Annotated in this window: 30 protein-coding genes; 22 read left to right on the top strand and 8 right to left on the bottom strand. The window is 65.1% G+C overall.

Annotation, left to right across the window (positions count from 1 at the left end; all coding sequences use genetic code 11):
- Positions 1 to 2: 2 nt before the first annotated feature.
- The gene (locus LQZ85_RS03860; RefSeq protein WP_053099095.1) at positions 3 to 1,154 is read right to left on the bottom strand and encodes a glutamate--cysteine ligase; all 1,152 of its coding nucleotides are present in this window, start codon (positions 1,152 to 1,154) and stop codon (positions 3 to 5) included.
- A gap of 209 nt (positions 1,155 to 1,363) precedes the next feature.
- Between LQZ85_RS03860 and rpsP the strand changes: the two genes are divergently transcribed.
- Genes rpsP through trmD form a run of 4 tightly spaced genes read left to right on the top strand, consistent with a single transcriptional unit; the run spans position 1,364 to position 3,369 of the window.
- Entirely contained in the window at positions 1,364 to 1,798 is a 435-nt protein-coding gene (gene rpsP / locus LQZ85_RS03855) for a 30S ribosomal protein S16 (RefSeq protein WP_053095939.1), read from the top strand.
- 6 nt (positions 1,799 to 1,804) lie between these two features.
- Positions 1,805 to 2,035, top strand: coding sequence for an RNA-binding protein (locus LQZ85_RS03850; RefSeq protein ID WP_053095941.1), 231 nt, complete (start codon positions 1,805 to 1,807; stop codon positions 2,033 to 2,035).
- Complete coding sequence (gene rimM, locus LQZ85_RS03845; RefSeq protein ID WP_053095943.1) at positions 2,028 to 2,639, top strand: ribosome maturation factor RimM; 612 nt, start codon at positions 2,028 to 2,030, stop codon at positions 2,637 to 2,639. The genes LQZ85_RS03850 and rimM overlap by 8 nt, the downstream gene beginning before the upstream one ends.
- A gap of 19 nt (positions 2,640 to 2,658) precedes the next feature.
- Positions 2,659 to 3,369 (top strand): tRNA (guanosine(37)-N1)-methyltransferase TrmD, encoded by a 711-nt coding sequence (gene trmD, locus LQZ85_RS03840; RefSeq protein WP_053095944.1) that lies wholly within the window; start codon positions 2,659 to 2,661, stop codon positions 3,367 to 3,369.
- On the opposite strand, the gene LQZ85_RS03835 is transcribed toward trmD, so the two are convergent.
- On the bottom strand, positions 3,366 to 3,938 hold the full coding sequence (locus LQZ85_RS03835; protein ID WP_056279048.1) for a histidine phosphatase family protein: 573 nt from the start codon (positions 3,936 to 3,938) through the stop codon (positions 3,366 to 3,368). The genes trmD and LQZ85_RS03835 overlap by 4 nt on opposite strands.
- Positions 3,939 to 4,026: 88 nt before the next feature.
- Between LQZ85_RS03835 and LQZ85_RS03830 the strand changes: the two genes are divergently transcribed.
- Positions 4,027 to 4,764 carry a class I SAM-dependent methyltransferase gene (locus tag LQZ85_RS03830; protein WP_056278669.1) on the top strand — a complete coding sequence of 246 codons (738 nt, stop codon included), beginning with the start codon at positions 4,027 to 4,029 and terminating at the stop codon, positions 4,762 to 4,764.
- A complete protein-coding gene (locus LQZ85_RS03825) occupies positions 4,761 to 5,237 on the top strand; it encodes a pyrimidine dimer DNA glycosylase/endonuclease V (RefSeq protein ID WP_053095948.1) in 477 nt (158 codons plus the stop codon). Before LQZ85_RS03830 ends, LQZ85_RS03825 begins: the two co-directional genes overlap by 4 nt.
- On the opposite strand, the gene map is transcribed toward LQZ85_RS03825, so the two are convergent.
- On the bottom strand, positions 5,217 to 5,999 hold the full coding sequence (map, locus tag LQZ85_RS03820; protein WP_053095949.1) for a type I methionyl aminopeptidase: 783 nt from the start codon (positions 5,997 to 5,999) through the stop codon (positions 5,217 to 5,219). The genes LQZ85_RS03825 and map overlap by 21 nt on opposite strands.
- A 121-nt stretch (positions 6,000 to 6,120) precedes the next feature.
- Here map and LQZ85_RS03815 point away from each other — a divergent pair, with 121 nt between their 5' ends.
- The 8 genes from LQZ85_RS03815 (at position 6,121) to dprA (ending at position 12,037) form a co-directional block, all read left to right on the top strand.
- Positions 6,121 to 6,609 carry a hypothetical protein gene (locus LQZ85_RS03815; protein ID WP_056278670.1) on the top strand — a complete coding sequence of 163 codons (489 nt, stop codon included), beginning with the start codon at positions 6,121 to 6,123 and terminating at the stop codon, positions 6,607 to 6,609.
- 179 nt (positions 6,610 to 6,788) lie between these two features.
- The gene (gene rplS / locus LQZ85_RS03810) at positions 6,789 to 7,136 is read left to right on the top strand and encodes a 50S ribosomal protein L19 (RefSeq protein ID WP_053099097.1); all 348 of its coding nucleotides are present in this window, start codon (positions 6,789 to 6,791) and stop codon (positions 7,134 to 7,136) included.
- A gap of 118 nt (positions 7,137 to 7,254) precedes the next feature.
- Positions 7,255 to 7,989, top strand: a complete 735-nt coding sequence (lepB, locus tag LQZ85_RS03805; protein WP_053095952.1) for a signal peptidase I — start codon at positions 7,255 to 7,257, stop codon at positions 7,987 to 7,989.
- Positions 7,986 to 8,645: a ribonuclease HII gene (locus LQZ85_RS03800; protein WP_053095954.1), complete on the top strand. Its 660-nt coding sequence runs from the start codon at positions 7,986 to 7,988 to the stop codon at positions 8,643 to 8,645. Before lepB ends, LQZ85_RS03800 begins: the two co-directional genes overlap by 4 nt.
- A gap of 47 nt (positions 8,646 to 8,692) precedes the next feature.
- The gene (locus tag LQZ85_RS03795; RefSeq protein ID WP_042541663.1) at positions 8,693 to 9,019 is read left to right on the top strand and encodes a DUF2469 family protein; all 327 of its coding nucleotides are present in this window, start codon (positions 8,693 to 8,695) and stop codon (positions 9,017 to 9,019) included.
- A 101-nt stretch (positions 9,020 to 9,120) separates the two neighbouring features.
- Positions 9,121 to 9,483, top strand: a complete 363-nt coding sequence (locus LQZ85_RS03790; protein ID WP_056278671.1) for a YraN family protein — start codon at positions 9,121 to 9,123, stop codon at positions 9,481 to 9,483.
- Positions 9,480 to 11,009, top strand: coding sequence for a YifB family Mg chelatase-like AAA ATPase (locus LQZ85_RS03785; protein WP_082586578.1), 1,530 nt, complete (start codon positions 9,480 to 9,482; stop codon positions 11,007 to 11,009). The genes LQZ85_RS03790 and LQZ85_RS03785 overlap by 4 nt, the downstream gene beginning before the upstream one ends.
- Positions 11,006 to 12,037 carry a DNA-processing protein DprA gene (gene dprA, locus LQZ85_RS03780; RefSeq protein WP_230100543.1) on the top strand — a complete coding sequence of 344 codons (1,032 nt, stop codon included), beginning with the start codon at positions 11,006 to 11,008 and terminating at the stop codon, positions 12,035 to 12,037. Before LQZ85_RS03785 ends, dprA begins: the two co-directional genes overlap by 4 nt.
- Before the next feature lie 224 nt (positions 12,038 to 12,261).
- On the opposite strand, the gene LQZ85_RS03775 is transcribed toward dprA, so the two are convergent.
- Positions 12,262 to 13,710: an ATP-binding protein gene (locus tag LQZ85_RS03775; protein WP_230100542.1), complete on the bottom strand. Its 1,449-nt coding sequence runs from the start codon at positions 13,708 to 13,710 to the stop codon at positions 12,262 to 12,264.
- A gap of 122 nt (positions 13,711 to 13,832) precedes the next feature.
- On the opposite strand from LQZ85_RS03775, the gene LQZ85_RS03770 reads away from it, so the two are divergent.
- Together LQZ85_RS03770 and LQZ85_RS03765 are read left to right on the top strand one after the other, a co-directional pair.
- Complete coding sequence (locus LQZ85_RS03770; RefSeq protein WP_230100541.1) at positions 13,833 to 14,090, top strand: hypothetical protein; 258 nt, start codon at positions 13,833 to 13,835, stop codon at positions 14,088 to 14,090.
- A gap of 162 nt (positions 14,091 to 14,252) precedes the next feature.
- Positions 14,253 to 15,980 (top strand): hypothetical protein, encoded by a 1,728-nt coding sequence (locus tag LQZ85_RS03765; protein WP_230100540.1) that lies wholly within the window; start codon positions 14,253 to 14,255, stop codon positions 15,978 to 15,980.
- A 304-nt stretch (positions 15,981 to 16,284) separates the two neighbouring features.
- On the opposite strand, the gene LQZ85_RS03760 is transcribed toward LQZ85_RS03765, so the two are convergent.
- The 3 genes from LQZ85_RS03760 to LQZ85_RS03750 form a co-directional block, all read right to left on the bottom strand.
- Positions 16,285 to 16,740, bottom strand: coding sequence for a response regulator transcription factor (locus tag LQZ85_RS03760; protein ID WP_230100539.1), 456 nt, complete (start codon positions 16,738 to 16,740; stop codon positions 16,285 to 16,287).
- A 601-nt stretch (positions 16,741 to 17,341) separates the two neighbouring features.
- Complete coding sequence (lgt, locus tag LQZ85_RS03755; protein ID WP_230100538.1) at positions 17,342 to 18,229, bottom strand: prolipoprotein diacylglyceryl transferase; 888 nt, start codon at positions 18,227 to 18,229, stop codon at positions 17,342 to 17,344.
- 167 nt (positions 18,230 to 18,396) lie between these two features.
- Entirely contained in the window at positions 18,397 to 18,690 is a 294-nt protein-coding gene (locus LQZ85_RS03750) for a metal-sensitive transcriptional regulator (RefSeq protein WP_230100537.1), read from the bottom strand.
- Positions 18,691 to 18,984: 294 nt separating this feature from the next.
- Between LQZ85_RS03750 and trxA the strand changes: the two genes are divergently transcribed.
- From trxA to LQZ85_RS03715, 6 genes are all read left to right on the top strand, one after another.
- Complete coding sequence (trxA, locus tag LQZ85_RS03740; RefSeq protein WP_230100535.1) at positions 18,985 to 19,356, top strand: thioredoxin; 372 nt, start codon at positions 18,985 to 18,987, stop codon at positions 19,354 to 19,356.
- Positions 19,357 to 19,513: 157 nt separating this feature from the next.
- Positions 19,514 to 20,923 (top strand): MBL fold metallo-hydrolase, encoded by a 1,410-nt coding sequence (locus LQZ85_RS03735; RefSeq protein WP_230100534.1) that lies wholly within the window; start codon positions 19,514 to 19,516, stop codon positions 20,921 to 20,923.
- Positions 20,924 to 20,962: 39 nt separating this feature from the next.
- Complete coding sequence (locus LQZ85_RS03730; protein ID WP_230100533.1) at positions 20,963 to 21,709, top strand: sulfite exporter TauE/SafE family protein; 747 nt, start codon at positions 20,963 to 20,965, stop codon at positions 21,707 to 21,709.
- Positions 21,710 to 21,729: 20 nt separating this feature from the next.
- Positions 21,730 to 22,248, top strand: a complete 519-nt coding sequence (locus LQZ85_RS03725) for a DUF4395 domain-containing protein (RefSeq protein WP_230100532.1) — start codon at positions 21,730 to 21,732, stop codon at positions 22,246 to 22,248.
- Between the two features lie 31 nt (positions 22,249 to 22,279).
- Positions 22,280 to 22,645 carry a rhodanese-like domain-containing protein gene (locus LQZ85_RS03720; protein WP_230100531.1) on the top strand — a complete coding sequence of 122 codons (366 nt, stop codon included), beginning with the start codon at positions 22,280 to 22,282 and terminating at the stop codon, positions 22,643 to 22,645.
- A 524-nt stretch (positions 22,646 to 23,169) separates the two neighbouring features.
- Positions 23,170 to 23,514 carry a hypothetical protein gene (locus tag LQZ85_RS03715; protein ID WP_230100530.1) on the top strand — a complete coding sequence of 115 codons (345 nt, stop codon included), beginning with the start codon at positions 23,170 to 23,172 and terminating at the stop codon, positions 23,512 to 23,514.
- Here the strand turns inward: LQZ85_RS03715 and LQZ85_RS03710 are convergent, their stop codons facing one another.
- The gene (locus LQZ85_RS03710) at positions 23,515 to 23,721 is read right to left on the bottom strand and encodes a hypothetical protein (protein WP_230100529.1); all 207 of its coding nucleotides are present in this window, start codon (positions 23,719 to 23,721) and stop codon (positions 23,515 to 23,517) included.
- Between the last annotated feature and the right edge of the window lie 54 nt (positions 23,722 to 23,775).

Genomic DNA, 23,775 nt, shown 5'->3' with positions numbered 1-23,775 from the left:
CCCTACGGCTCGTCGGTCGAGGATTCCGGGCCGGAGCGGAACTCTCGTATCAGATGCTGGACGACTGCACCGAGGTCGCCGCCCGTCGCGTTCGCGATCGTCAGCTGACGCTCGTAGCTCGCGCCGTCCGTGAGGATCGTCTCGATGCTGCCGAACTCACGCACGCAGCCGAGTTCGACCGCGACCGGGGCGAGCTCCTCGAGCACCTCCGCAAGATGCTCCCGCACGGGACGCTGGGTTCCGGCGGCGTCGACGATCACCCGCGCGTCCAAGCCGTAGCGCGCGGCGCGCCACTTGTTCTCCCGGTGGTACCAGGCAGGCATCTGCGCGAGGGGGAGTCCCTCGTCCATCTGACGCGAGAGATGCTCGACCAGGACCTGCACGAGCGCGGCCACCGCCGCGAGCTCCGGCAGCGTGGAGAGCCCGTCGCATGCCCGCACCTCGATCGTCCCCCACCGCGGTGCGGGCCGGATGTCCCAGCGCACTTCGGTGGCGTCCGCCATCACACCGGTGCGCACCATGTCGTCGAGGTAGGCCTCGTACTCCGACCAGTCCTGCAGCGGCCACGGGAGCCCCGCAGTGGGCAGCTGCTGGAACACCAGAGCACGGTTCGAAGCGTACCCGGTGCGCTCACCGGCCCAGAACGGACTCGAGGCGGAGAGAGCCTGCAGATGCGGGAGATAAGCGGCGAGGGCGTTGATGATCGGGATGACCTTGCGCTGATCCTCCACGCCGATGTGGACGTGGATCCCCCAGATCATCATGTTCCGACCCCACCACTGGGTGCGCTCGATCAGGGTGTGGTAGCGCGTCTTGTCGGTCACTTCCTGGTGGTACCACTGCGCGAACGGGTGACTGCCGGCTGAGAGCAGCTCGATGCCGGCCGGATCCGTCGCCGCACGAACAGCGGTGATCGCGTTGGCGATGTCGTCCACGGCATGGGCCACGGAATCGCCGATGCCGCTGGTGACCTCGATCGTGTTGGTGAGGAGCTCGCCCGTCACGGTGTGCCGTTCTTCTGCACTCTCATCCTCGAGTGCCGACAGCAGCTCGGGGGCGCGGCCGACGAGATCACCGCTCACCGGATCGGCGAGCATGATCTCCCACTCGAGACCGACGGTGGACCGGGCCGATGGCGCGAAATCGAGCTTCACGAGCACAGTCTGACACGCGCTGTCGGCGACACGGCAACCGTCGTGTCGCCGCGTTTCGCTCCTGGGCCGCGGATCTGGCAGAATAGAAGGTCGGACGACGTGCTCGACCCTCTATCCAGCACTCGTCCTCCCTATTTGAGCTTCCGCCGGGTGTGCACCCCACTCTCCAGGCGATCGGTTCGTTACCTTCCACACAATTCAGGAGAATCGTGGCTGTCAAGATTCGTCTCAAGCGCCTGGGCAAGATCCGTGCGCCGTACTACCGCATCGTCGTCGCCGACTCGAAGACCAAGCGCGATGGTCGCGTGATCGAGGAGATCGGCAAGTACCACCCCACCGAGGAGCCCTCGTTCATCGAGATCGACTCCGACCGTGCGCAGTACTGGCTCTCCGTCGGCGCTCAGCCGACCGAGCAGGTCGCTGCTCTGCTCAAGATCACGGGCGACTGGGGCAAGTTCAAGGGCGACAAGGACGCGAAGTCCACGCTGAAGGTCAAGGAGCCCAAGGTTCCGTTCGAGATCGACGCGTCCAAGAAGTCCGTCGTCAAGCCCAAGGCCGAGAAGAAGGTGGAGGCCCCCGCTGAGGAGGCTCCCGCCAAGGCCGACGCGGAGGCCGCAGAGGCTCCCGCCGCCGACGCAGAGTAATTCGTCGTGCTCGCCGCCGCGCTCGAACACATCGTCAAGGGGATCGTCGATCACCCTGAAGATGTCCGCATCAACGCTTCCACGACGCCGAGAGGCGACCTGCTCGAGGTGCGTGTGCACCCCGACGACCGTGGTCGAGTGATCGGGCGCGGCGGCCGCACCGCAAAAGCACTGCGCACGCTCATCGCCGCTCTCGCGGATGGGCGGCGTGTCCGGGTCGACGTCGCGGATGACTGACGTGGTGTCCAAGGACCGCAACCAGGGCAAGAACCAGCTGCGGGTGGGGCGCCTCGTCAAGGCCCACGGCCTCAAGGGCGCTCTCAAGCTCGAGCTGTACACCGACAACCCGGAACGCCGATTCACTCCGGGAGCCGAGTTCACGTTGCAGGTGCCTGAGGCATCTCCGTGGCATGGCAAGACCGTCGTCGTTCGCGAATACCGCGTGATGAACGGCAACCCCGTCGTCTTCCTCAAGGATGTCGACGATCGCGAGGGCGCAGAGACTCTCGTCCGAGCCATCCTCTGGATCGATCAGGACAACGACGAGGTCGAGGACAACGCGTGGTTCGACCATCAGCTCGTGGGTCTCGACGTCGTCCGTGACGGCGTCGTCGTGGGCAAGGTGGCTCGCGTCGAGCATTTCCCTGCGCAGGATCTGCTCATCGTCAGGTCCGGCGAGCAGGACATCATGGTGCCGTTCGTCCAGGCGATCGTTCCCACGGTCGACATCAGCGCCGGGCGCGTCATCGTCACGCCGCCTGCGGGCCTCTTCGAAGAGCTCCCTGACGCGTCCGATGCGACGGAGGCGGGGGAGTCCTCCGACTCCGACGCCACTGACTGATCCCTCGTTCGGCCCGCCAGTGCGCATCGACGTCCTCTCGATCTTCCCGTCGTACTTCGACGGTCTGACGCTCTCCCTGCTCGGGAAGGCGCAGAGTACCGGCATCCTCGACCTGCGTGTCCGAGACCTCCGTGAGTGGACGTCCGATCGTCACCGCACCGTGGACGACACCCCCTACGGGGGCGGGGCGGGGATGGTGATGAAGCCGGAGCCCTGGGGGCTCGCGCTCGACGAGCTGGCATCATCTGCTCCGTCCGAAGAGGGCAGTCGGCCCACGATCATCTTCCCCTCGCCCGCAGGCGAGGTCTTCACGCAGGCCACCGCACGCGATCTCAGCACTCGCGACCACCTCATCTTCGGATGCGGTCGATACGAGGGGATCGACGAGCGGGTGTTCGAATACGCCTCATCGCTCGGCGAGGTGCGGCTCATCAGTCTCGGCGATTACGTCCTCAACGGCGGGGAAGTGGCGACGATGGCGATGATCGAGGCCATCGGTCGCCTGATCCCCGGTGTTGTGGGAAATCCGGCGAGCCTCGTCGAGGAGTCTCACGAGGACGGACTCCTCGAGTACCCGTCTTACACGAAGCCGTCGGTGTGGCGAGAGCGACCGGTGCCGGACGTGCTGCTGAGCGGCAATCACGGCGTGATCGCTTCCTGGCGGCGGGATCAGCAGATCGAACGGACGCGACGTCGGCGCCCGGATCTGCTGCCGGACGACGACCGCTAGACGATCCGTTCGATCCCCGAGTCGATCTCGAACACCACGCCCTGAGGGTGCCGCAGCGAGAGCGCGGATGCGGGGGCCAGGCCCCGGAGCTCCGCACGCAGCAGCCGACCGATCATCTCGTGACTCACCAGCAGCGGGATCCCGGACGAAGCCCACCCGCACACCGACAGTGCCCGGCGGGCACGTCCCTTCGCCTGGGCGTAGCTCTCACCTCCGGGAAATGCCCAACCATATCGGTTCTCAGCCCGGTCCTCGCGGGCGGTGGGGAATCGTTCATCGATCTCGGACCAGGTCAGGCCGGCCATCTCACCGTGATGGAGCTCGGCGAGCTCCGGTACCTCCACGAGATCTGCGCCGATCCGATCGGCGACGATGACCGCGGTCCGGAGCGCGCGGCCGAGCGGGCTGGAGCACACGGTGGTGATGCCTCGGTCGACGAGGCGCGCGGCGACGCTCTGCGCCTGAAGGATGCCGTCCTCGGTCAGAGGCGAGTCGAGTTGCCCGTGCAGCCGATGATCGAGGTTCCAGCGGGTCTGCCCGTGCCGCACCAGGAACAGGTGTTCTGGCACATGCCGATCCTCCGGAATCATGGACTCAGGATGGCATAGCCGCGTCGCCTCCGTACCCGGTGGAATCGGCGGCTGATAGCGTCGCACCATGGTCGATGAGGTGCTGGCGAAGTCGTTCGAGACGATCGGGGCGGATTACGACCGCTACCGTCCCGGATTCCCCGTGGAGGCGGTCGAGCTCATCGCACCACAGCGCATCGGGACTGCGCTGGACCTCGGCGCGGGCACCGGGAAATTCACGGAACTGCTGTCGGCCCGAGCGGAACGCGTGATCGCTGTCGAGCCTTCCGAGCAGATGCTGTCGGTTCTGCGAGCCAAGCTTCCGGATGTGGAAGGCCTCATCGGCAGTGCCGAGCGGATTCCGTTGCCGGACGGCACGGCGGATGTCGTCGCCGTCGCGCAGGCGTTCCATTGGTTCGATCGGGAGTCGGCCTGTGCGGAGATCTCGCGCATCCTCACGCCGGGCGGAACTCTCGGGCTGGTCTGGAACCACTCGGATCCGTCGAGTTCGTGGGATCGAGCAGCGCACCGTATCGCGCACCCCGCGGTCGCTGACACGGACGGAACGACCAGCACCGCCGCGGCGGAGCTCCCCGGATTCACGTTCGTGACGAGCGAATCGATCCACTGGACGGAGCAGATCAGCCGCGAGGCATACCTCCGTCGCTGGTCGACGGTGAGCACCTTCCTCGTGGCCGACGACCATGCCCGTTCGGTGATGTCGACCGCCATCGAAGCGGTGCTCGACGGGGACCCGGACACACGCGGGCGCGAACAGCTCGAGTTGCCGATCATCACCGACGTGTTCGTCTATCGGCGCGCATGAGGATCTGGTCACTGCACCCGCAGTACCTCGATCGCCAGGGTCTGGTGGCCTGCTGGCGGGAGGCGCTGCTCGCTCAAGCGGTGCTCGCCGGGCGAACCCGTGGCTACACCGGTCACCCCCAGCTGGAGCGGTTCCGTGCCTATCCCGACCCGCTCGATGCGATCGGCGCGTACCTTCGGGGCGTCGCCGTCGAGGCGGACGTGCGCAGCTATACCTTCGACCGATCGCGAATCGATCGACCGGATGCGAGAGGTGAGTCGATCCTGTCCGTGACCACCGGCCAGCTCGCGCTGGAATGGTCGCATCTCAGCGCGAAGCTCGCGGAGCGCAATCCCGACGTGCTCGGACTCTGGTCCGCGGTCTCGGTGCCCGAACCGCATCCGGCGTTCCACGTCCTCGAGGGTCCGGTCGCCGCGTGGGAACGCGCGCTGCCGCCGGCTGAGCCCCGCGGGTCAGCGAACGCCGAGGAATGACCTGTCGGTGAGGACGATCGGACCATCGGCCGTCACTGCCACGGTGTGCTCGGAATGCGCGCCCCTGGAACCGTCCACACTCCGCAGGGTCCATCCGTCGGGATCGGTCACGAGTTCGTCCGTGGTCTCGAGCAGCCACGGTTCCAGCGCGAACACCAGGCCCTCGCGCAACGGGAATCCACGTCCCGCGCGACCGTCGTTGGGGACGTGGGGGTCGCCGTGCATGATGCGTCCGACACCGTGACCGCCGAAGTCGGTATTGATCGAATACCCCTCGCCGTGTGAGATCGCGGCGATGGCGGCTGAGATGTCGCCGATCCGGTTGCCGACCACGGCCGCGTCGATGGCCGCAGCGAGAGCGCGCTCTGTCGTCTCGATGATGCGGAGGTCCTCGTCGCGGGGAGTGCCGACGACGAAGGACACCGCGGAGTCGGCCACCCATCCGTCGACGGAGACGGCGAAGTCGAGCGACACCAGGTCGCCGTCTCGCAGCGTGTAGTCGTGGGGGAGGCCGTGCAGTACAGCGTCGTTGATCGAGGTGCAGATCACCTTGCCGAAGGGACTGGCGCCGAAGGACGGGTGGTAGTCGATGTAGCAGGACTCCGCTCCGGCCTTACGGATCATGTCGTGCGCTCGGCGATCGATCGACAGCAGGTTCGTGCCGACCTTCGTCTCGTCGCGCAGGGTTGCCAGGGTCTCGGCCACGAAGCGACCGGCGGCGCGCATCTCGTCGATCTCGGCAGGGGTGCGCAGTTCGATCATCGGGTGTCCTCTCGTCCTCTCCATTCTCCCCGATCTCCGGGTGACGGGCGTCCGCCTCGAGGCCGGGTGCTCAGAGCGAACACCTGGATCATCGGCCGCACGCCGTCGTACGATTTGTGACATGTGGTTGCGTCAGGCGTTCTTCCGGTGGCTCATTCCGGCAGCGTTCCTCCTGCCGCTCTGGTTGCTCGTGGGGTGGGGCGTCTTCCAAGGCGGTTGGGCCATCCTCTGGGTCCTCTTCATCGCGGTCCCCTCCGTGTTCGTCGGCCAGCTTCTTCTCACGCTCCTGACTCGGTCTCGCCCGTCGGTGCGGGTCGAGAGGGCCGTCTCGTGGTGGGATGTCGGCGGTTTCACGCTCTGGCACGGGCTGATCATCGCTGTCGGATGCTTCATCGACGGCGCGTTCGGCTGGCTTCTCGCCGCCGCCGTCGTCGTCGGCATCGGTCTGGTCTGGCTGCAGCTCTGGCAGCTGTGGAACGAGGCGAAGGGAAGCGGAGCACGGATCCGCGAGACCATCTCGTGGTCCACCGTTCCCGGCGTCGACGAGCCCGCGCCGGAGACCCGCGTGCGAGAGGTCTTCGTCATCCGGGAGAAGGACTCGCCGGAGTGACGGAAACGCACGCGACGTTTTGGCCGTGTGCGGCATCCATGGCAGAATGAGTGTTTGTGCCGTGACCGGTTCTGCCTCAGGGGAGCCCACGGACGCTTCGGCGCCGTTCAGCACACACTTCTTCTTATTCCTACTTACAGCATGCAACCGACCTGAGGCGAGTGCAGAGAGAGACGATCATGCAGATCCTCGACGCCGTCGACGCAGCATCCCTGCGTTCAGACGTTCCCGTCTTCCACCCCGGTGACACGGTCAACGTGCACGTGAACATCACCGAGGGCACCCGCTCGCGTATCCAGGTCTTCAAGGGCGTCGTCATCGGCCGCCAGGGCGACGGCGTGCGTGAGACCTTCACCGTTCGCAAGATCAGCTTCCAGGTGGGCGTCGAGCGTACGTTCCCGGTGCACTCCCCGGTGATCGACCACATCGAGGTCGTCACCCGCGGTGACGTGCGTCGCGCAAAGCTCTACTACCTCCGTCAGCTGCGGGGCAAGAAGGCCAAGATCAAGGAGAAGCGCGACAACTGACGCGCAGGCTCTCCACAGCACCCCGGGACACGATGTCCCGGGGTGCTGTGTTCTCCCCGGGGTGTGCGACCCTTGATACTGCCGTCTCCGTGCGGTGCGAGACTGTGAAGGAAACCCCATGACGACTGACTCCGCCGCCGCGTCCGCTCGACCGACGAAGCGGCGTCGTGGGTTCCTCGTGTTCCTGCGCGACGTCCTCGTGATCGTCGTCATCGCGGCGCTCGTCTCCTTCGTCGTCAAGACCTTCATCGTCCGCTCCTTCTACATCCCGTCCGCGTCGATGGAACGAACTCTCCTGGTCAACGATCGGATCCTCGTGGACGAGCTGACGCCGCGGTGGACCGCCTACGAACGCGGCGACGTCGTGGTCTTCAAGGACCCGGGCGGGTGGCTCGACGGCCAGCCGCAGACTCCTGCGCAGCCGCCTCTCGTCGAGGCTTTCGACTGGATGCTCAACGTCGTCGGGATCTCGGCCACGGATTCGCAGGATCACCTCGTCAAGCGTGTGATCGGTCTCCCGGGTGACCACGTCGTCTGCTGCAACGCGCTCGGACAGATCACGGTCAACGGAGCGCCCATCGACGAGCTCAGCTACCTCAACCTGCCAGACGGCGACACCGCAGCGTCGAACGATCCGTTCGACGTGGTCGTGCCGGATGGGTCGCTGTGGCTCCTCGGAGACAACCGCGATCGCTCGCGCGACTCGCGGGCGCATCAGGATCTTCCGAGCGGCGGCTTCGTCCCGATCGAGAACGTCGTGGGCAAGGCGTTCTTCACCACGTGGCCCTTCGACCGTCTGGGCACGATCGACGGCCACCATGACAGCTTCAACGGCGTCCCGGATCCGGAATGACCGTCGTCGCTCCGAAGCTCACTCTGGAGCGCAGGCTGCTGAGCGAGTGCGATCTGATCATCTCCCTCGATGAGGTCGGACGCGGTGCGCTTGCCGGGCCGGTGGCGGTCGGAGCTGCCGTGATGGATGCGGCAGGGGCGCGCCGCCGCGTTCCCGAAGGGCTTCGGGATTCGAAGCTGGTCACCGAGAGGCGTCGGCCCGATGTCGCTGCGCGAGCCGCGGCATGGGTGCAGGCTTCTGGAGTCGGTTGGGCCAGCGCGGCCGAGGTCGACGAGGTGGGCATCATGCGAGCGCTCGGTCTTGCGGCGTCGCGCGCCGTGCAGAGCGTCGTCGATTCGGGAGTTCGCCTCGACGGGGCTCTGGTGCTCCTCGACGGCAACCACGACTATGTCTCGCGGGTGCATCCGGTGCCTCTACGGGTGCGACCGGTCGTCAAGGGCGACCGCGACTGCGCATCGGTCTCGGCGGCATCGGTGATCGCGAAAGTGGCGAGGGACACCTACATGGCGGAGCTCCACGAGGGTCACCCCGCGTACCAGTGGGACCGGAACAAGGGATACGCGAGCCTCGAGCATCGCGATGCGATCCGCAGCCTCGGGCTCTCTCCACACCACCGATCATCCTGGGCGATCGCGGATGTCCCGACTCTGTTCTGAGCCTGCGTGCGGCATCGACGCGTCGCCGACTCTAGGATGGAGTGATCATGGATGAGGAAGCCTTCGACGACTACGACCGCGAGCTCGAGCTGGCGCTGTTCCGCGAATACCGCGATGTCGTCGCGCAGTTCCAGTACGTTGTCGAGACGGAACGCCGGTTCTACCTCGCCAACGAGGTGAACGTCGTGCGTCGTGACACCGAGCACGACTTCTACTTCGAGATCTCGATGAGTGACGTCTGGGTGTGGGACATCTATCGTGCCGACCGCTTCGTGAAGGCTGTGCGCGTGCTGACGTTCAAGGACGTCAACGTCGAAGAGCTTCAGCGCCGCGAGTTCGAGCTGCCCCAGGAGCTGTCGCTCGACGGGGAGTGACCACTTCTGCACAGTCCGGCTTTCTGATGGGCTGTCCCCGCACTCCGTAACGTCCCCACTCCTGAAGCGCGGTCGTCGATCCCGATCGACAGGCTGTCTTCATGGCAGCGAAAGACGAGCTCGGTAGATCCGGCGAAGAACATGCGGTTCGGTATCTGACCGGCATCGGATATGTGGTCCTCGACCGCAACTGGCGATGTGCGCAGGGCGAGATCGACATCGTCGCCTGTCGCGGTCACCACCTCGCCATCGTCGAGGTCAAGACACGACGGACGATCTCCCATGGACACCCGTTCGAGGCCGTGGATTCCCGCAAGATCCGACGACTGTGGCGATTGGCTCATGCGTGGGCGGCCGACCATCCCGAACAGGCGGTCGGCCTCGTGATCCGGATCGAGGCGATCGGGATCATCGGAGCCGACCCGCAGCACAGCACTCTCGAACATCTCGTGGACGTGTCGTGAAAACGGCCCGCACGTGGGCGGTCGCGCTCACCGGGGTCGACGGGCACATGGTCGAGGTCGAAGCCGACATCTCGAACCAGACCCCCGACTTCAAGATCATCGGCCTGCCGGACAAAGCGCTCGGCGAGGCGGTTCAGCGGGTTCACAACGCCTGCAAGAACACGCAACTCGATCTTCCGCGCCGCCGCCTCACGGTCAACCTCTCGCCCGCCAGCCTCCCCAAGCAGGGAGCCGGTTTCGACCTGAGCATCGCGGTCGCCGCTCTCGCGGCAGGGGGAGCGCTGTCCACGCGGTCCATCGCGGGAACGGTGCATCTCGGCGAACTCGGACTCGACGGCCGGCTCCGTCCCGTGCCCGGGGTGCTCCCGTCCGTCTTCGCCGCTGCGCGTGCGGGGTTCGACACCGTGATCGTGCCGTGGGGCAACGAGGCGGAGGCGAGGCTGGTGCCCGGAATCGAGGTTCGCGCAGCAGCGAGTCTTTCGCAGGTCGCCGTCTGGCACGGCGCGGAGATCGACGTGCTCGATGCCGATCCGGTCGCCTCGGCGACACTCGCGCCGGAGCATCGCGAGAGGCTGGACCTCGCGGACGTCGTCGGCCAGGACGAGGCGGTCGAGGCTCTGATCGTCGCGGCAGCAGGAGGCCATCACATGCTGCTCAGCGGCCCGCCAGGCGCAGGTAAGACCATGCTCGCGCGGCGACTCCCCGGCATACTTCCGAGTCTCTCCGACGACGAGGCTCTCGAAGTGGCCTCGATCCGCTCACTCACCGGCGACGCTGTGCGAGCTCTCGACGCCACGCCGCCGATGGAGTCGCCTCACCACAGCGCCTCGGTTGCGGCGCTCGTCGGAGGCGGCACGAGGTCTGTTCGTCCTGGCGCCATCTCTCGCGCGCACCGGGGTGTGCTCTTCCTCGACGAAGCAGCGGAATTCTCGAGAGTCGCGCTCGACGCACTGCGGCAGCCGCTCGAGTCCGGCGTCATCGAGGTGAGTCGATCGGGCGTCACCGCACAGTTCCCCGCACGCTTCCAACTGGTCATGGCGCTCAATCCGTGCCCGTGCGGCAACTACGGGGTGCGCGGTGCGGAATGCACCTGCCCGTCGTTGGCGATCCGGAGATACTCGACCCGACTGTCCGGTCCGCTTCGCGACCGGGTCGATATCGAGCTGCATGTCTCGCGCGTGTCTGCTTCTCGGGCGATGATCGGCGACCGTACGGAGGTGACGAGCGAGCGAGCTCGAGCGAGAGTCATGCAGGCGCGTGAGCGGGCGGCCTCGCGGTGGCGGGGGACACCGTGGGTCCGCAACAGCGAAGTTCCGGGCGCCCGATTGAGGCAACTCGATCTGCGGATCGCCGCAGAGGCAAGGGCGCCACTGGACAGGGCTCTCGAGCGGGGAGCTCTCACTCTTCGAGGCTATGACAGGGTTCTGCGGCTGGCTTGGACCATGGCGGACCTCGCACAGGTCGACAGTCCAGGCCGGGAAGAAATAGGACGGGCACTGTTCTTGAAGAGGGGATACCTATCGTGATCGAGTCTCTCAGAGGCGATGCGGCGGTGCGGCGATCGCTGCGACAGGTGCGACTAGTCGATGACCTGGACGAGGCGCTGGCACGAGTGTCGTGGTCAGTCCTCACCGAGCCGGGGGACGGAGTCGCCGGAGCGCTCATCGCGGAGCGGGGCGCAGTGGCATCACTGGGGCTGGCGATCGGCGGAGGGGCCGTGGCGAGTTCGGAGGTCAGTGAACGGACTCTCGCCGAGGGACGAGCCAGGTGGATGGTCCGCGCGGATGCGCGCAGCGTTCTCGATGCGATCCGTGCAGCAGCCGAGGTCGGCGCTCGGCTGCTTCTGCCGGGGGACGACCTCTGGCCGAGATCTCTCGACGACCTTGGGGTGCATGCGCCGACAGTGCTCTGGGTTCGCGGAGACCCGGCGCTGCTCACGGCTCCGAGCCGAGTCGCGATCGTGGGCGCGAGGGCGGCCAGCGGTTATGGAGAGATGCTCGCCGGTGACTTCGCCGGCGAGCTCGCAGCCTCCGGCACGGTCGTCGTATCCGGCGGAGCGTACGGCATCGACGGGGCAGCTCATCGGGCCGCCCTCGGCGTGAGCGGCAAGACCGTAGCCTTCCTCGCCGGGGGAGTCGATCGCGCGTATCCCCAAGGCCATCAGCCGCTGCTGCGGAGAATCGTGGAGACCGGAGCCGTGGTGAGCGAAGTGCCCTGCGGCACCGCGCCGACGAAGTGGCGATTCCTCTCGCGCAACAGACTCATCGCCGCTATCAGCGACGCGACGGTCGTGGTGGAGGCAGGGTGGCGGAGCGGTTCACTGAACACCGCAGGACACGCGGCTGCGCTCGGACGGCCGCTCGGTGCGGTGCCTGGGCCTGTGACCTCTCTTATCTGGGTTGTGTCAAGCGTGATTCAGCTAAACGAGGGAAAATCCGGTGTCATCGATGTCATCGACACGAACGTCCGCGCACTCGCGTTACACGCGATCAAGAGGCAAGCTAGGTACTCCGCACAGGGACGCTCGTCGCGCTCACCTAGAGAGGCTGGATGAGCCTATGCTTCGGCGCGGTGGTCATCGTCATCCGCGTCTCGCACGTCGCAGTGTGAAGGGCTTGATGCGCGATTGACCTATGAGGTGGCTCCGCAGGAGCGATCGATCCATGCAAGAGCTTCGAGCGCAGAACCGCACGGGTCGTCGAACCTCGCGGCAGTCGACTGGTGCTGCGCTCATCCAGTGTGGAGGAAGCGCCGGTTGCCGCATCTCACAGACACGCCCTACACCTCGAATTCGCCTTCCTCGAGCTTCCATTCTTCGGTCGGTTCGTCGTCGGTCATGGAGTCTCGATTGCTTTCAATCTCTCCTCGAACGATGGACCAGCTGACGAAGGCCTTGCCTTCCGCAATAAGCGCTGACTCCCAATCGCTAGTCGGTTCCCACTTGCCCGCGCCCGAGCTGTCGTCGAAATAGGCCTTGGCGTATGCGTGCTGGAGCGGTTCGTCGAACCTGTAGACACCGGATGACGACTTACGTATCAGTGCACCGCGCTTCTCTTCCTGCAGCTCGAGCAGGTACTTGGTCGCGTTGCTCGACGGGTACTTGGGCTTCTCCCGGCGAATGATCGAGAGAATCTCCCCGACAGTGCCGCCGCTCTCCGGGAGCTGCGTGAGAGCACGCAGGATGATCTCGGTGTTGTCATACATGCGCTTGCGGTGCACTTTGAGAGCGCTGGTGAAGCGGGCTTTAACTCCACCCGACCGCGTGCGTACGTAGGATTGCGCGGCTTCCTGATAGTCGCCCTCAGTGAAGACCACTCTCTCCTGGACAGCTTGGGTGACGTCTCGTTCGTTACAGCATGCAAGAGCGAGCGCGTGCGCGATGCTTGCTGTACCGACCGCCGTATTCAGAAGGCGGGCGCGAACGTTCGAGAAGTCGAGATTCAGAAGAGATTCGCCGACATCGAGTATCTTGCCCAGCTCGTTGTGATCTAGGGGAGCCACGTGGATGTCAACGAGACGGTTCTTGACGTTGGTAGCGTCAGTCACAAGTTCGTCGACAGACTCAGATACTCCGAGCACGATCACTCGCGTAGAGACATACTTGCCCCCCTCGTCGGAGAAGACCTTAAGGGCGTGCGCGATCTTCGATCTTTCTGACTTCTCCATCTTGTGGAAGTCTTCGATGACCCACGAGTAGTTCCGCTTGCCAAGCTCAGCAACGAGTCTCTGAGGGCTGAGCTGCGGCTTAGTGATCGGTTCTCGCTTGACGCCCTCCCCGGTGCTCAGTTCGGCGGTGGCCGTTACTTTCGCGCCGATGAGTTCACTGCCAACGACCGAGCCAACGGAGAGATTCACGTCTGTGTGCTCGGTGGTTTCGGCAACGTAGAACGCTCCAGTTCCCGCGAAAGCAGCGGCAAGCACCTGCTCGTACGTCGAGTCCGGCGTACAAGAGGTTTTCACTGCGACCAGGCCTTCATCCACGAGGGCCTTATTGATCAGCGACGACTTGCCGGCCCCGGACTCGCCCCACACCACAACCTGAGTGCCAGGCACCCGCAGCCCGCCGTTGCGAAGGTCCTTCATCTCCCTCTTTCGACCGACGAAACCACGGCTGGCAGGAACGGATGGGGTGAACACCTCCACGACCCTCACTGGCTTCTTAGGCTCGGGAGCTGGGACCGACGTCGCTAGCTCCTGCGTCTTGTTCTTCTTTCCCAGCCTGACCATGCTCCACACTCTAGCCAGGTGTCGGTTCACGCTTTCACTACCCGGGCCGCCTAGATCTGTGATTGGGTCACAGCATGACATCCCAACGCTCAGCGCGCGTCGATTACACAAACGAGTGCACCGTGATCATCACTTACGTCGAAGGCGACCGCCAGGACCGCGTAGTCTATGAGCGGCCGCAGCCGCTGGTTCCCGACGGCCCGCTCAGTACGTTCGATCGCATCCGCATTTCACAGTTTGCGACCGACGATGAGCTCACTATCGAGGCTCGTCGAATCTTTGCGGACATGAAGCTCAAGCGCCGCATCGGGGAGGCCGCATCGTTGAGCTCGGTGTTCATCGCTCGCACCGCTGGAGCGGCCCTCGAAATGGGGTTATAACTCTCTGTCGGAAACGGTCGTTTGTGACGCCCCAGGCCGTGCCGTGAACGATCGATGTTGGACGAGGTAGTCCGGATCCGGGACTGAATTGCAGGGCTCAACGAACGAACGATCGGTTCTGATCATCAGTGGCGACCCGCGAAAGGGCGCTAGCTTTTGACTATGAGTCCCGATGAGCGGCTGCGACCTGAGGTTTTTGACGAGGCCGCTGCCGAGCAGCAAGCGGCTGAGCGTGCGTCCAGGCTGGTTGAGGAACGCCAGCGAGAAGGTTTTCGCGGAGACATTCACCGCCTGCACCAGATCGTCTCCACCGAGGGAGAAGGTCGGCTCCTACCTCTACTCATCTCGCGAGGCGAACGCCGGTCGGCTACCAACGCGGTGGAGCCGTTGCTGATGCCCTCGTGGATGTGGAGGGCCGGTATAGGTGTTGGGACAGCTGATGTGTTGCTCGAACGTTTAGAGACTCCCTGGCATACCGACCTACCTGTCGACGAAACCGCGCAGGGATGGGCGCTGCACCTGCGAGACGGTTTGGACTCATTCGCGAGAGTGGCATGGTGCCTCCGCTTTGGATACACGACCGCAGCGGTGGCGATCGCACGGAAAGCGTTCGAGCGGTGGTCCTTCAACATTGCAAGCTCGATGGAGCTCGAAGTCCTCGACAACGAATCTGAGGACGCCTTCTACACTCGCGCATGGCAGGCCAGCGGGAACTACGTCGACGAACGAGAGCTCGGCGCCGAGTGGGGACTGCTCTCAGAGTTTCTTCACGGTCGCACGGCGGAGCTTGCGGGGCGACACATCGCTCTATCTCTGGACATGCAATTGGTTGACCGCACACGCATACACCGGTTCGTCGCTCTCTTCGCAGAAGTCTGGCTTCGCCAGGTTCGCGGAGCGGTAATCAGGCTCGCGCTCGAGAACAACAAGCTCAGTGATGACGAAGCTCAGATTGCTTGGTTGCCGGTAAATGCGATCGAAGGTCTGCCCGCTCCGCCCGAATTCTTGTTTGTGTTTTGGGAACCGCTGCTGCACGGCTTCGTCACTTCGGAGGGCGCCGAAACTTACCTCGGGTGGGGCACGACGTATAGACGGATGGTCGCAACTCGAGCTACACGTGCTCTAGACCTTGGCATTGCCTCAGACTGGATGTCTATCGAAGAGCGATGGGTGCGTTCCATCGAGGTCTCACAACGCTCGTTTCAGCGAGAGCAGGAAACCTTGGGGGACGAGTTCTCCCCCTTCTCAGTGCGAGTTCGCGTTTCGAGGTATCGCCTAATCTGTGAGATGGCGGACCTCCTTGCTGACTCGATGGGACAAAGCCATCAGGGCAACGCCATGAGAGCCGCGGCCGCAGCTCTCGAATCAGCGTGGGTGATGTGGCTTCAAGACATCGATGATTCGCTGGCTCTCGCGCGATCAGTTCTCGAAAGCACCGCACGGGCTCGTGCCCACCGGCGGAAACCTCTCAGAGCCCTCAAGATGGAGAACGGGCCACAAACCCACAAGACTCCAACCCGATGGGTCGACGAGGCCGGTTGGGGGCGGCTATCGCCGTTCATGCGCGCGCTGAGCGAGTACTCGCACATGCAGGGGAGATCGCGCCACCGCGAATCCTGGGGCCTGTTGGTGAAAGTGCAGGAACTGGAACCGAGCGCCGCTGCTCAACACACGGCCCGTGGGCATGCCCTTGAGCGCGTTGCTGTCATGCTTGCGCACGAAGTCATTGCTTCGTTGCCGCCTGAGTGGGAGTCGTTGTCGAACGAATTCAGTGAGCTGGTTCTCCTCGAGGGGAACGAGGCAGAGAGCGAGCGCGACTTCGAACGTTGGCTCAACGTCACACTCGGGCTGAAGGCTACACACAGCTTCGACCCACCAGATAGCCAATGACGGATTGCGGTATAAAACACGACTCTGGGCCCCTGACGCCGCATCCCTCGATACACCGAAAACGATCGTTTACGACTGCTTCGCGCGGAGTGGACAAATATGCCCGCCGAAAACGTGGATCAAAACCGGGTTTCGGCAGCCGTTTTCGGTGGCTATCTGGCTAACCCGAAGGGACCGCCCTACCGAGGGTCCATGGAGTCAATCGCTTCCGACATCGAGGCGAGGAAGCCGGCGACGTAGCGGTGTCGACTTGGGGAGAGTTTCATGGCGGCGGCGCACGTGCGCGGGTGCATGCCAGCCGGCGTCACGCTCCTGGTGCCTGTCCGGCGTCGGGCGATGACCGTGTCCCGGCCGTGCCAGGGGCGAAGAGGGAGCGTCCGGCGGCGACGTCGCGGATGGCGTCGATCAACCCGAATCCGCGGATGTTCTTGACGACGAGTCCGGCCGCGCCTGCACGGGCGGCGGCATCGATGACGTAATCCGTGCCGTGGGCGGTGAGGATGAGGCAGCGGATGTCGGGGTTGCTGGTGCGCAGCTGATAGCATGCGTCGATCCCGTTGCCGTCGGGGAGCTGAAGGTCCAGGACGACGACATCGGGTGTCGTGGAGCGGATGCCCGAGAGAGCTTGGGCGGTCGTGGCGGCTTCACCGACGAACTCCAGGCCTCCGGTGGATGTGACAAGGTCCGCGACTGCTTCACGGACGAGGTCGTGATCGTCGACCAGGAATACTCTGGTTGGTGATCCTGTGATGGTATCCATCCTCGGAGCGTAGGGGACCCACGGGTGGGATCCACGCGGCCATCCCACGGTAGAGCCGAGCCGAGGACCGGCAGTAGTGCCGTAAGTCCCGTTGTCGCAGTGCGGGCTGACAGGCATCCGCCGAACTTCGTTCGGCTCGACGTCAGCACGACCACGGGAGTCGCCCCTACATCCCGGAGCACGAGCGCTTACCGGTCGACCGGTAAGCGCTGCGTGACGAGTTGACCGAGTTGCAGGCTGGCATTCCGTTCCGATTCACCTGGATCCTTCCGAAACACCAGCTAGCGACGTTAGTCCTCGACTCCCCGTCGAGCCGACATCCTCGAACGCCGCTGTGGATTGTTGCGGCACCAGCCGAAGCCCCCCCTGTCAGAACGGGGTTCCGGCTCCCATTAGCGGCGACCGCCCCGGGCAACCAAGCGGCACCCGCGCCGGAAACGATCGTGTTTGGCGTTACTGGCCCGGTGGCTCCTTATGAGGCGCCACCAAACGATCTCCGGAATCCCCTTTCGGCAGGGATTCTCGCCGCATCACGTCAAGAGGCGTTGTGTCGGTGATCGCTCAGACAGAACTAGCTGACAGTTGGAGGGGTCGGTGGTGTTCAGCTCGCGTCTGCGCTGCTGGGCTGATGTTCCGCCGCTGGCGCGCGTCCTTCTTGGTGCACGGAGGGTTCCGGTTCCGGGTGGCGCCGGCCTTGGACGATGAATAGCGCGATGCCGAGGGCGACGACGACGAAGGATGCCCAGACGTTCGCGGGGATGCCGAACAGGGCGTCGCTGGTGGGGTCGATTCTGATGGCCTCGAGCCAGCTGCGTCCGAGGCCGTACCAGATCAGATAGAGGGCGAAGGTTCGTCCCCACCGGAACCGGTATCTGCGCTCGAGGAGGAGGATGATCGCGACGCCGATCAGGTTCCAGATGATCTCGTACAGGAACAGCGGGTGGAACAGTGTTCCGTCCGGGAGGCCGTCCGGGAACATGGTGTCTGTCGGCAGGATCTCGAGCCCCCAGGGAAGGGTGGTGGGGAGCCCGAAGAGTTCGTGGTTGAAGTAGTTGCCGATCCGACCCATGGACTGCGCGATGAGCATCGCGGGCGCGAGAGCGTCGGCGAAGGACCAAAGCCGGATGCCGGTTCGTCGGCAGCCGATGTAGGCGCCGACAGCGCCGCCGAGGAGGGAGCCGTAGAGGGCGTTGCCGCCGTCCCAGATGGCGAAGATGTTTCCGAGGTTCGCGCCGGGGTAGAAGTAGTCCCCGACGTGGGTGAACACGTGGTAGAACCGGGCTCCGATGATGCCGATCGGGACCGCCCAGATGACGATGTCGATAACCACGCCGTCCTCCGCGCCGCGTGCGGAGAGGCGTCGTTGGGTGATGATCACGGCGGCGATGATCCCGGCGATGATGCACAGCGCGTAGGTGTGGATTGTGAGCGGCCCGAGGGTGAACTGTGCCCACGACGGTGGGGGGCTGGGAAGACTCGTCAAAAGCACGAAGCACCGCTCCTCATCTGGCATCGCTGTGAATGCCTCAACACATCATTGTTCAGCGCCGGACCCATCTGAACAGCGCCCTGGGAAGACTAACGGTGTTCAATACGGGAATCGTCGAACTCCTTCCAGGTCACCAGGCGAGGGCCCGAGGAGCGAGCCTGACCGGTTCAGGCCAGGGAGAGGAAGAGCTTCTCCAACTCGGCGGGGGAGGTGACGTCGTCGGCGTCCGGATCGGTGAGGCATTCCCGCAGCGCGGTCGAGATCACGAGGAATCCGGCCCGGTCGAGGGCCTTCGAGACGGCGGAGAGCTGCTGCACGACGTCGCGGCAGTGCGCGTCGTCCTCGACGGCCGTAATGACCGCAGCCAGCTGGCCCTGAGCTCGCTTGAGGCGGTTGACGACTTTGCGCTTGGCTTCGGGGTCATGGGCGAGCGGGTCGCCGGTGACGAGGGTGTCGGTCATGGGTGGTCCTTCCGTCGAGTTGACAACCACTATACCCCCTGGGGTATCGTATCCACATGAACTGATACTCCCCGGGGTATCGCCGAACAAGGAGACCAGCGTATGTGCAGAGCAACGAAGTGCCACACCTGTGGAAAGACGACCTGGACCGGTTGCGGCCAGCACGTCGCATCCGTGCGGAAGTCCGTGCCCGCATCGGACTGGTGCAACGGTAGCCACACGCGCGCCGAGGTGCAGGCTGCCCAGTCTCAGCGGCGCGGCTTCTTCGCCCGCCTGTTCGGACGGTGATCGGCGATGGCGACCGTTGAACTGACCACCGGGAACTTCGAGCAACTGGCCCACGCCGACGGCATCGTGCTGATCGATTTCTGGGCGGAGTGGTGTGGTCCGTGCCGGGCGTTCGCACCGGTGTTCGATGCCGCATCCGAGAAGCACCCCGACATCGTGTTTGGGAAGGTCGACACCGAGGCCGAGACAGACCTCGCCTCCGATCACCACATCACCTCCATCCCGACCCTGATGGTCGTCCGCGACGGCGTCCTGGTTTACCGGCAGCCGGGAGCTCTCGCGGAACCGCAGCTCGAGCTGCTCATCGAGAAGGCTCGCGACCTGGACATGGACGACGTCCGCCGCCAGCTCGCCAGCACCGCTACCCCCACCCCCTGAAAGGACTCACCGTGTGCGCACGAATCACCTGCTCTTCCTGTGACAAGCCCACCTGGGACGGCTGCGGCCAGCACATCGAACACGCCCTCGCGGGCGTTCCCGAGTCCGAGCGCTGCGCCTGCGCGCACTGAATCCGACGAAAGCGACGTAGACCCTCATGCTCCTCGAACGCCTCTACGACGACGACCTCGCCCACGCGAGCTACGTCATCGGCTGCCAGCGCACCGGCGAAGCTATCGTCGTCGACCCGCGCCGCGACATCCAGGTGTACCTCGACCTTGCCGCGAAGAACGGCATGACCATCACCGCGGTCACCGAGACCCACATCCACGCCGACTATCTCTCCGGCACCCGCGAGCTCGCCGCTCGCACGGGCGCGACGATGTACATCTCCGGCGAGGGCGGTGAGGACTGGCAGTATGGTGCCGGGTTCCAGGACGCCACACGGATGTCGCACGGCCACCGCATCAGTGTGGGGAACATCTCGGTTGACGCCGTCCACACCCCCGGGCACACCCCAGAGCACCTGTCTTTCCTTGTCACCGACGGCGCCGCATCACCCGAGCCTGGCTATTTCCTCTCCGGCGACTTCGTGTTCGTCGGGGACGTCGGACGCCCCGACCTGCTGGACGAGGCCGCCGGCGGCATCGACACCCGCTTCGACGGCGCACGGGATCTTTTCGCGAGCCTCCGCGACCACTTCCTCACCCTTCCCGACTACGTGCAGGTGCTCCCCGCGCACGGGTCGGGTTCCGCGTGCGGCAAGGCGCTCGGAGCCGTCCCCAGCTCCACGGTCGGCTACGAGCGCCGCTTCGCCTGGTGGGCTCCTTACCTTGACGCCGGCGACGAGCAGGGCTTCATCGACGCACTGCTCAACGATCAGCCCGACGCGCACGCGTACTTCGCACGGATGAAGAGGCAGAACCGTGTCGGCCCGGCCATCCTCGGCCAGCTCGCCCCGCTCGTCGAGCACAGCGCCTCCGATCTTGACGCCGACCTGGAGACCGACCGGGTCGTCGTGATCGACACCCGCCACCATTCCCTCGTACACCAGGGCACGGTGCCCGGTGCGCTGAACGTGCCCGGAGTCGCGAAGGCGGCCAGCTACGGCGCTTGGGTCTACGACCCCGAGGCCGAGACCCGGCCGCTCGTCCTGCTCATAGATTCGGCGGACGCCGCAGCCCAGTTCCGCGACCACCTGCTGCGCGTTGGAATCGACGACGTCGAGGGCTACATCACCACCCTGGATGGGCTACCGACCGTGCGGCCGAAGACCATCGCCCCGACCGACCTCGATCAGATCGACGCCGCGCTTCTGCTCGACGTGAGAAACCGCACCGAGTACACCGCCGGGCACATCCCCGGTGGGTCGCAGCTGTCGGGAGGTCGGGCGCTCTGGCATGCGGACGAGCTGCCCGATGGCACGATCCTCACGTACTGCCAGAGCGGGGTACGCAACAGCGTCGTCGCCAGCGCCCTCCGCCGGGCCGGACACGACATCGTCGAGATCGAGGGAAGTTACAACGCCTGGCTCGCGGCGACGACGTCTCAGCCGACGGCCGCCTGAGCGGCAGGGGCCCGAGTGGACACCTCTATCGCCGTCGCGATGACCCTCGCAGTCCTGGTCGGCGTCGCACTCGGGCTCCTCGGCGGTGGGGGCTCCATCCTCACTGTCCCCATCTTCACCTTCGTGCTGGGCATCGGAACGAAAGAAGCGATCGCATCTTCGCTCTTCGTCGTCGCCGTCACCGGCGCCGTCTCCGCCGCGACCCGACTGCGGCAGGGTGAGGTTCGATGGAAGGTCGCCGGCGTCTTCGCTGCGGCGGGGGTGATCGGCGGAGTCGCTGGAGGTTTGATTGGGCAGCTCCTGCCGGCCCCTGTCCTCACTGCGCTTTTCGCGGCGATCATGATCGTCACAGCGATCACCATGATGCGGCCACGACGACAACGCACTGAGCACCTCGGCCGGACGCCGACAATGCTTGGCACTCGAATGATGGCCACAGGTCTCGGCGTCGGAGTGCTCACCGGAGCGCTCGGAGCAGGCGGGGGGTTCCTTCTCGTTCCCGCCTTCACCTTCCTCGGGCTCCCGATCGCCGCCGCCGTCGGAACATCCCTGCTCGTCATCGCAGCGAATTCCTCCGCCGGGTTCGTTACACAGATCGCGTCCGTTGCCATCAACTGGCCCACCGTCCTCGCCTTCACCGCTCTCGCCATAAACGGGTCATTCATCGGAATGGTGATCTCGCGCCGCCTCTCGGCCGCCGCACTCCGCACCGCGTTCGGTGTCCTCGTACTGGCCGTTGGCGTCACGATGCTCGCCACAGTGATCATCCCCACGATCTCCGCCTAACTCCGATCGGAAAGAACTCCATGCCCCACGCGACCAACACCGCGCCCCGCACCGGAGCACACCTCAACGGATACGACGTGCCCGTCCTCGACGAACACGCTGTCCGCATCGCCGCCGGCATCCTCCTCGCAGTCGGCATCACCGCTGTCACCGTCACCCTCGCCGCGGACGCCACCCGGCCGCTGCAGATGTTCGGCTTGTTCTTCCTCGTCGACATGGTCACCCGCGTCCTCATCAGCGACCGCCTCTCCCTCCCGCTCACCCTCGGGCGCGCACTGACCCGCCGCCGTCTTCCGTTGTGGGTAGGCGCACCCCAGAAGGTCTTCGCATGGTGGCTGGCGATCGGTATCGCTGCCATCTCCTGCATAACCATGAGCACCGGAGCCGTGCCCCTGGTTGTCACTCTCGGTCTCTGCGGTGTCTGCTTCACTCTTCTCTTCCTCGAAGCAGCGTTCGGATGGTGCGTGGGATGCGCCCTGCATACACGCTTTAGCAGGCAGCCCACCCGCCACTGCGCCAACAACACCTGCGACCACTAGCACCCGCAGACCCCCACATGAAAGGACGCACATGCGCCGCCTCACCCTCACCACTCTCACCCTCGTCACCGCACTCGCGCTCACTTCCTGCGCCAGCACAGCCGCACCCCACGACGAACTCGACCCGGACGCGGTCATCATCGACGTGCGCACCCCAGCCGAGCAGGCGACAGGCCACCTCGACGGCGCCCTTCTTCTCGACGTCACCAGCGGCGACCTCCAAGCCGCGCTGCCCGACCTCGACCCGAAAGTCACCTACCTCGTCTACTGCCGATCCGGAAACCGCGCAGGAACCGCCATCGACCTGATGAAGCAGGCCGGATTCACCGACCTCCGCAACCTCGGATCCCTAGAAGACGCCGCCATCACGACAGGCGTCCCCGTTGTCCAGCCCTAGGATGTACGCGCTCGCCCCCAGGAGCGCGTACCTGCGCGCAAAGCGCGCTGCCGCATCGCTCGAGCTGGCCTCGCGATGCACCGTCGGGGCGGGTTCCCCAGAAACCCGCCCCGACCGTTCCATCCTGCTCACGCGGTCCACCGAAAACGATCGTTTGCGGCAGAGCACGCGACGGCCAGCGCCGAGCATTCGACACGCCGAAGAGTGACCTGCCGAAACCTCCATGCGCCCAAAGGAGGTCGAGTGCCGTTCCGGCCGGCCTCCGTTGGGCCCAGCCACCGCCTTGCGATGCGTCGCTTGGTCCCATCAACTGGAGCTCCGTGGGGAAATCGTCGACTCCGGTAGCCGTGAACCCAAGTTCGCCATCTTCCCAGGGCGAAGTCATTGGGATCTCGTGTGACCCTGTAGCTCTCGTGTACTTGGGCTCACGAGTCCGCCTGGATGCAGCGAAATCTTGGTTGCGGAGTTGCTGGGGCTCCAAACACGAACGTCAAGAGTCCGTCCGGCACGAATAGGATCACACCATGCCCGCTTCTGACATCGACGAACTCGTTCGTCGACTGATCGCCGTGTTGGGTCCGACGCTCGTATCGACTCTGGCTGGTTCCAGAGACACGCAAGCCGCGGTCAGCTGGGACGGCAACGGCCGCGATCTCGATGTCGAGACGATCGCACGCCTCGAGTGCGCCGAGGCGGTATGGCGCCAAGTCAGCGACGCTGAAGGCGACCACTTGGCGCGGGTGTGGTTTATCGGCGCCAATCCGTTTCTTCGTGGCGAGGACACTGTGATTACTGCGATCCGCGAGGGACGATTCGATGAGGTCGCCGGCGCCGCTCAGGCATTCGTGGATGGCTCCTTCACAGGCTAGCTAGTTGGCGCGTTCGTCGTCGACGAGCGCCTTGAGTGCTGCATCCAACTCCGTCCGCGCCGCTTCCGGAGTGAGCTCCCTGGTGAGGATGCGCCGAGCCCGATCGAGGTCTTCGTGTGTAAGCTGGTGCGCTCCGAGCTCGTGGCCCTTCTGAATAGCGGCGAGGGCTCTCCGCACCTCTGAGGGCGTCAGCGGCTCAGCGCACACTCGAGATCTCCAAGGTGTCTTCCTTCGGCGTTAGAACAGTCACTGGGGTGGGCG

This window comes from Microbacterium sp. Bi98 (assembly GCF_918698045.1).
Taxonomy (GTDB): domain Bacteria; phylum Actinomycetota; class Actinomycetes; order Actinomycetales; family Microbacteriaceae; genus Microbacterium.
This window is presented reverse-complemented; position numbering and strand designations above follow the sequence as displayed.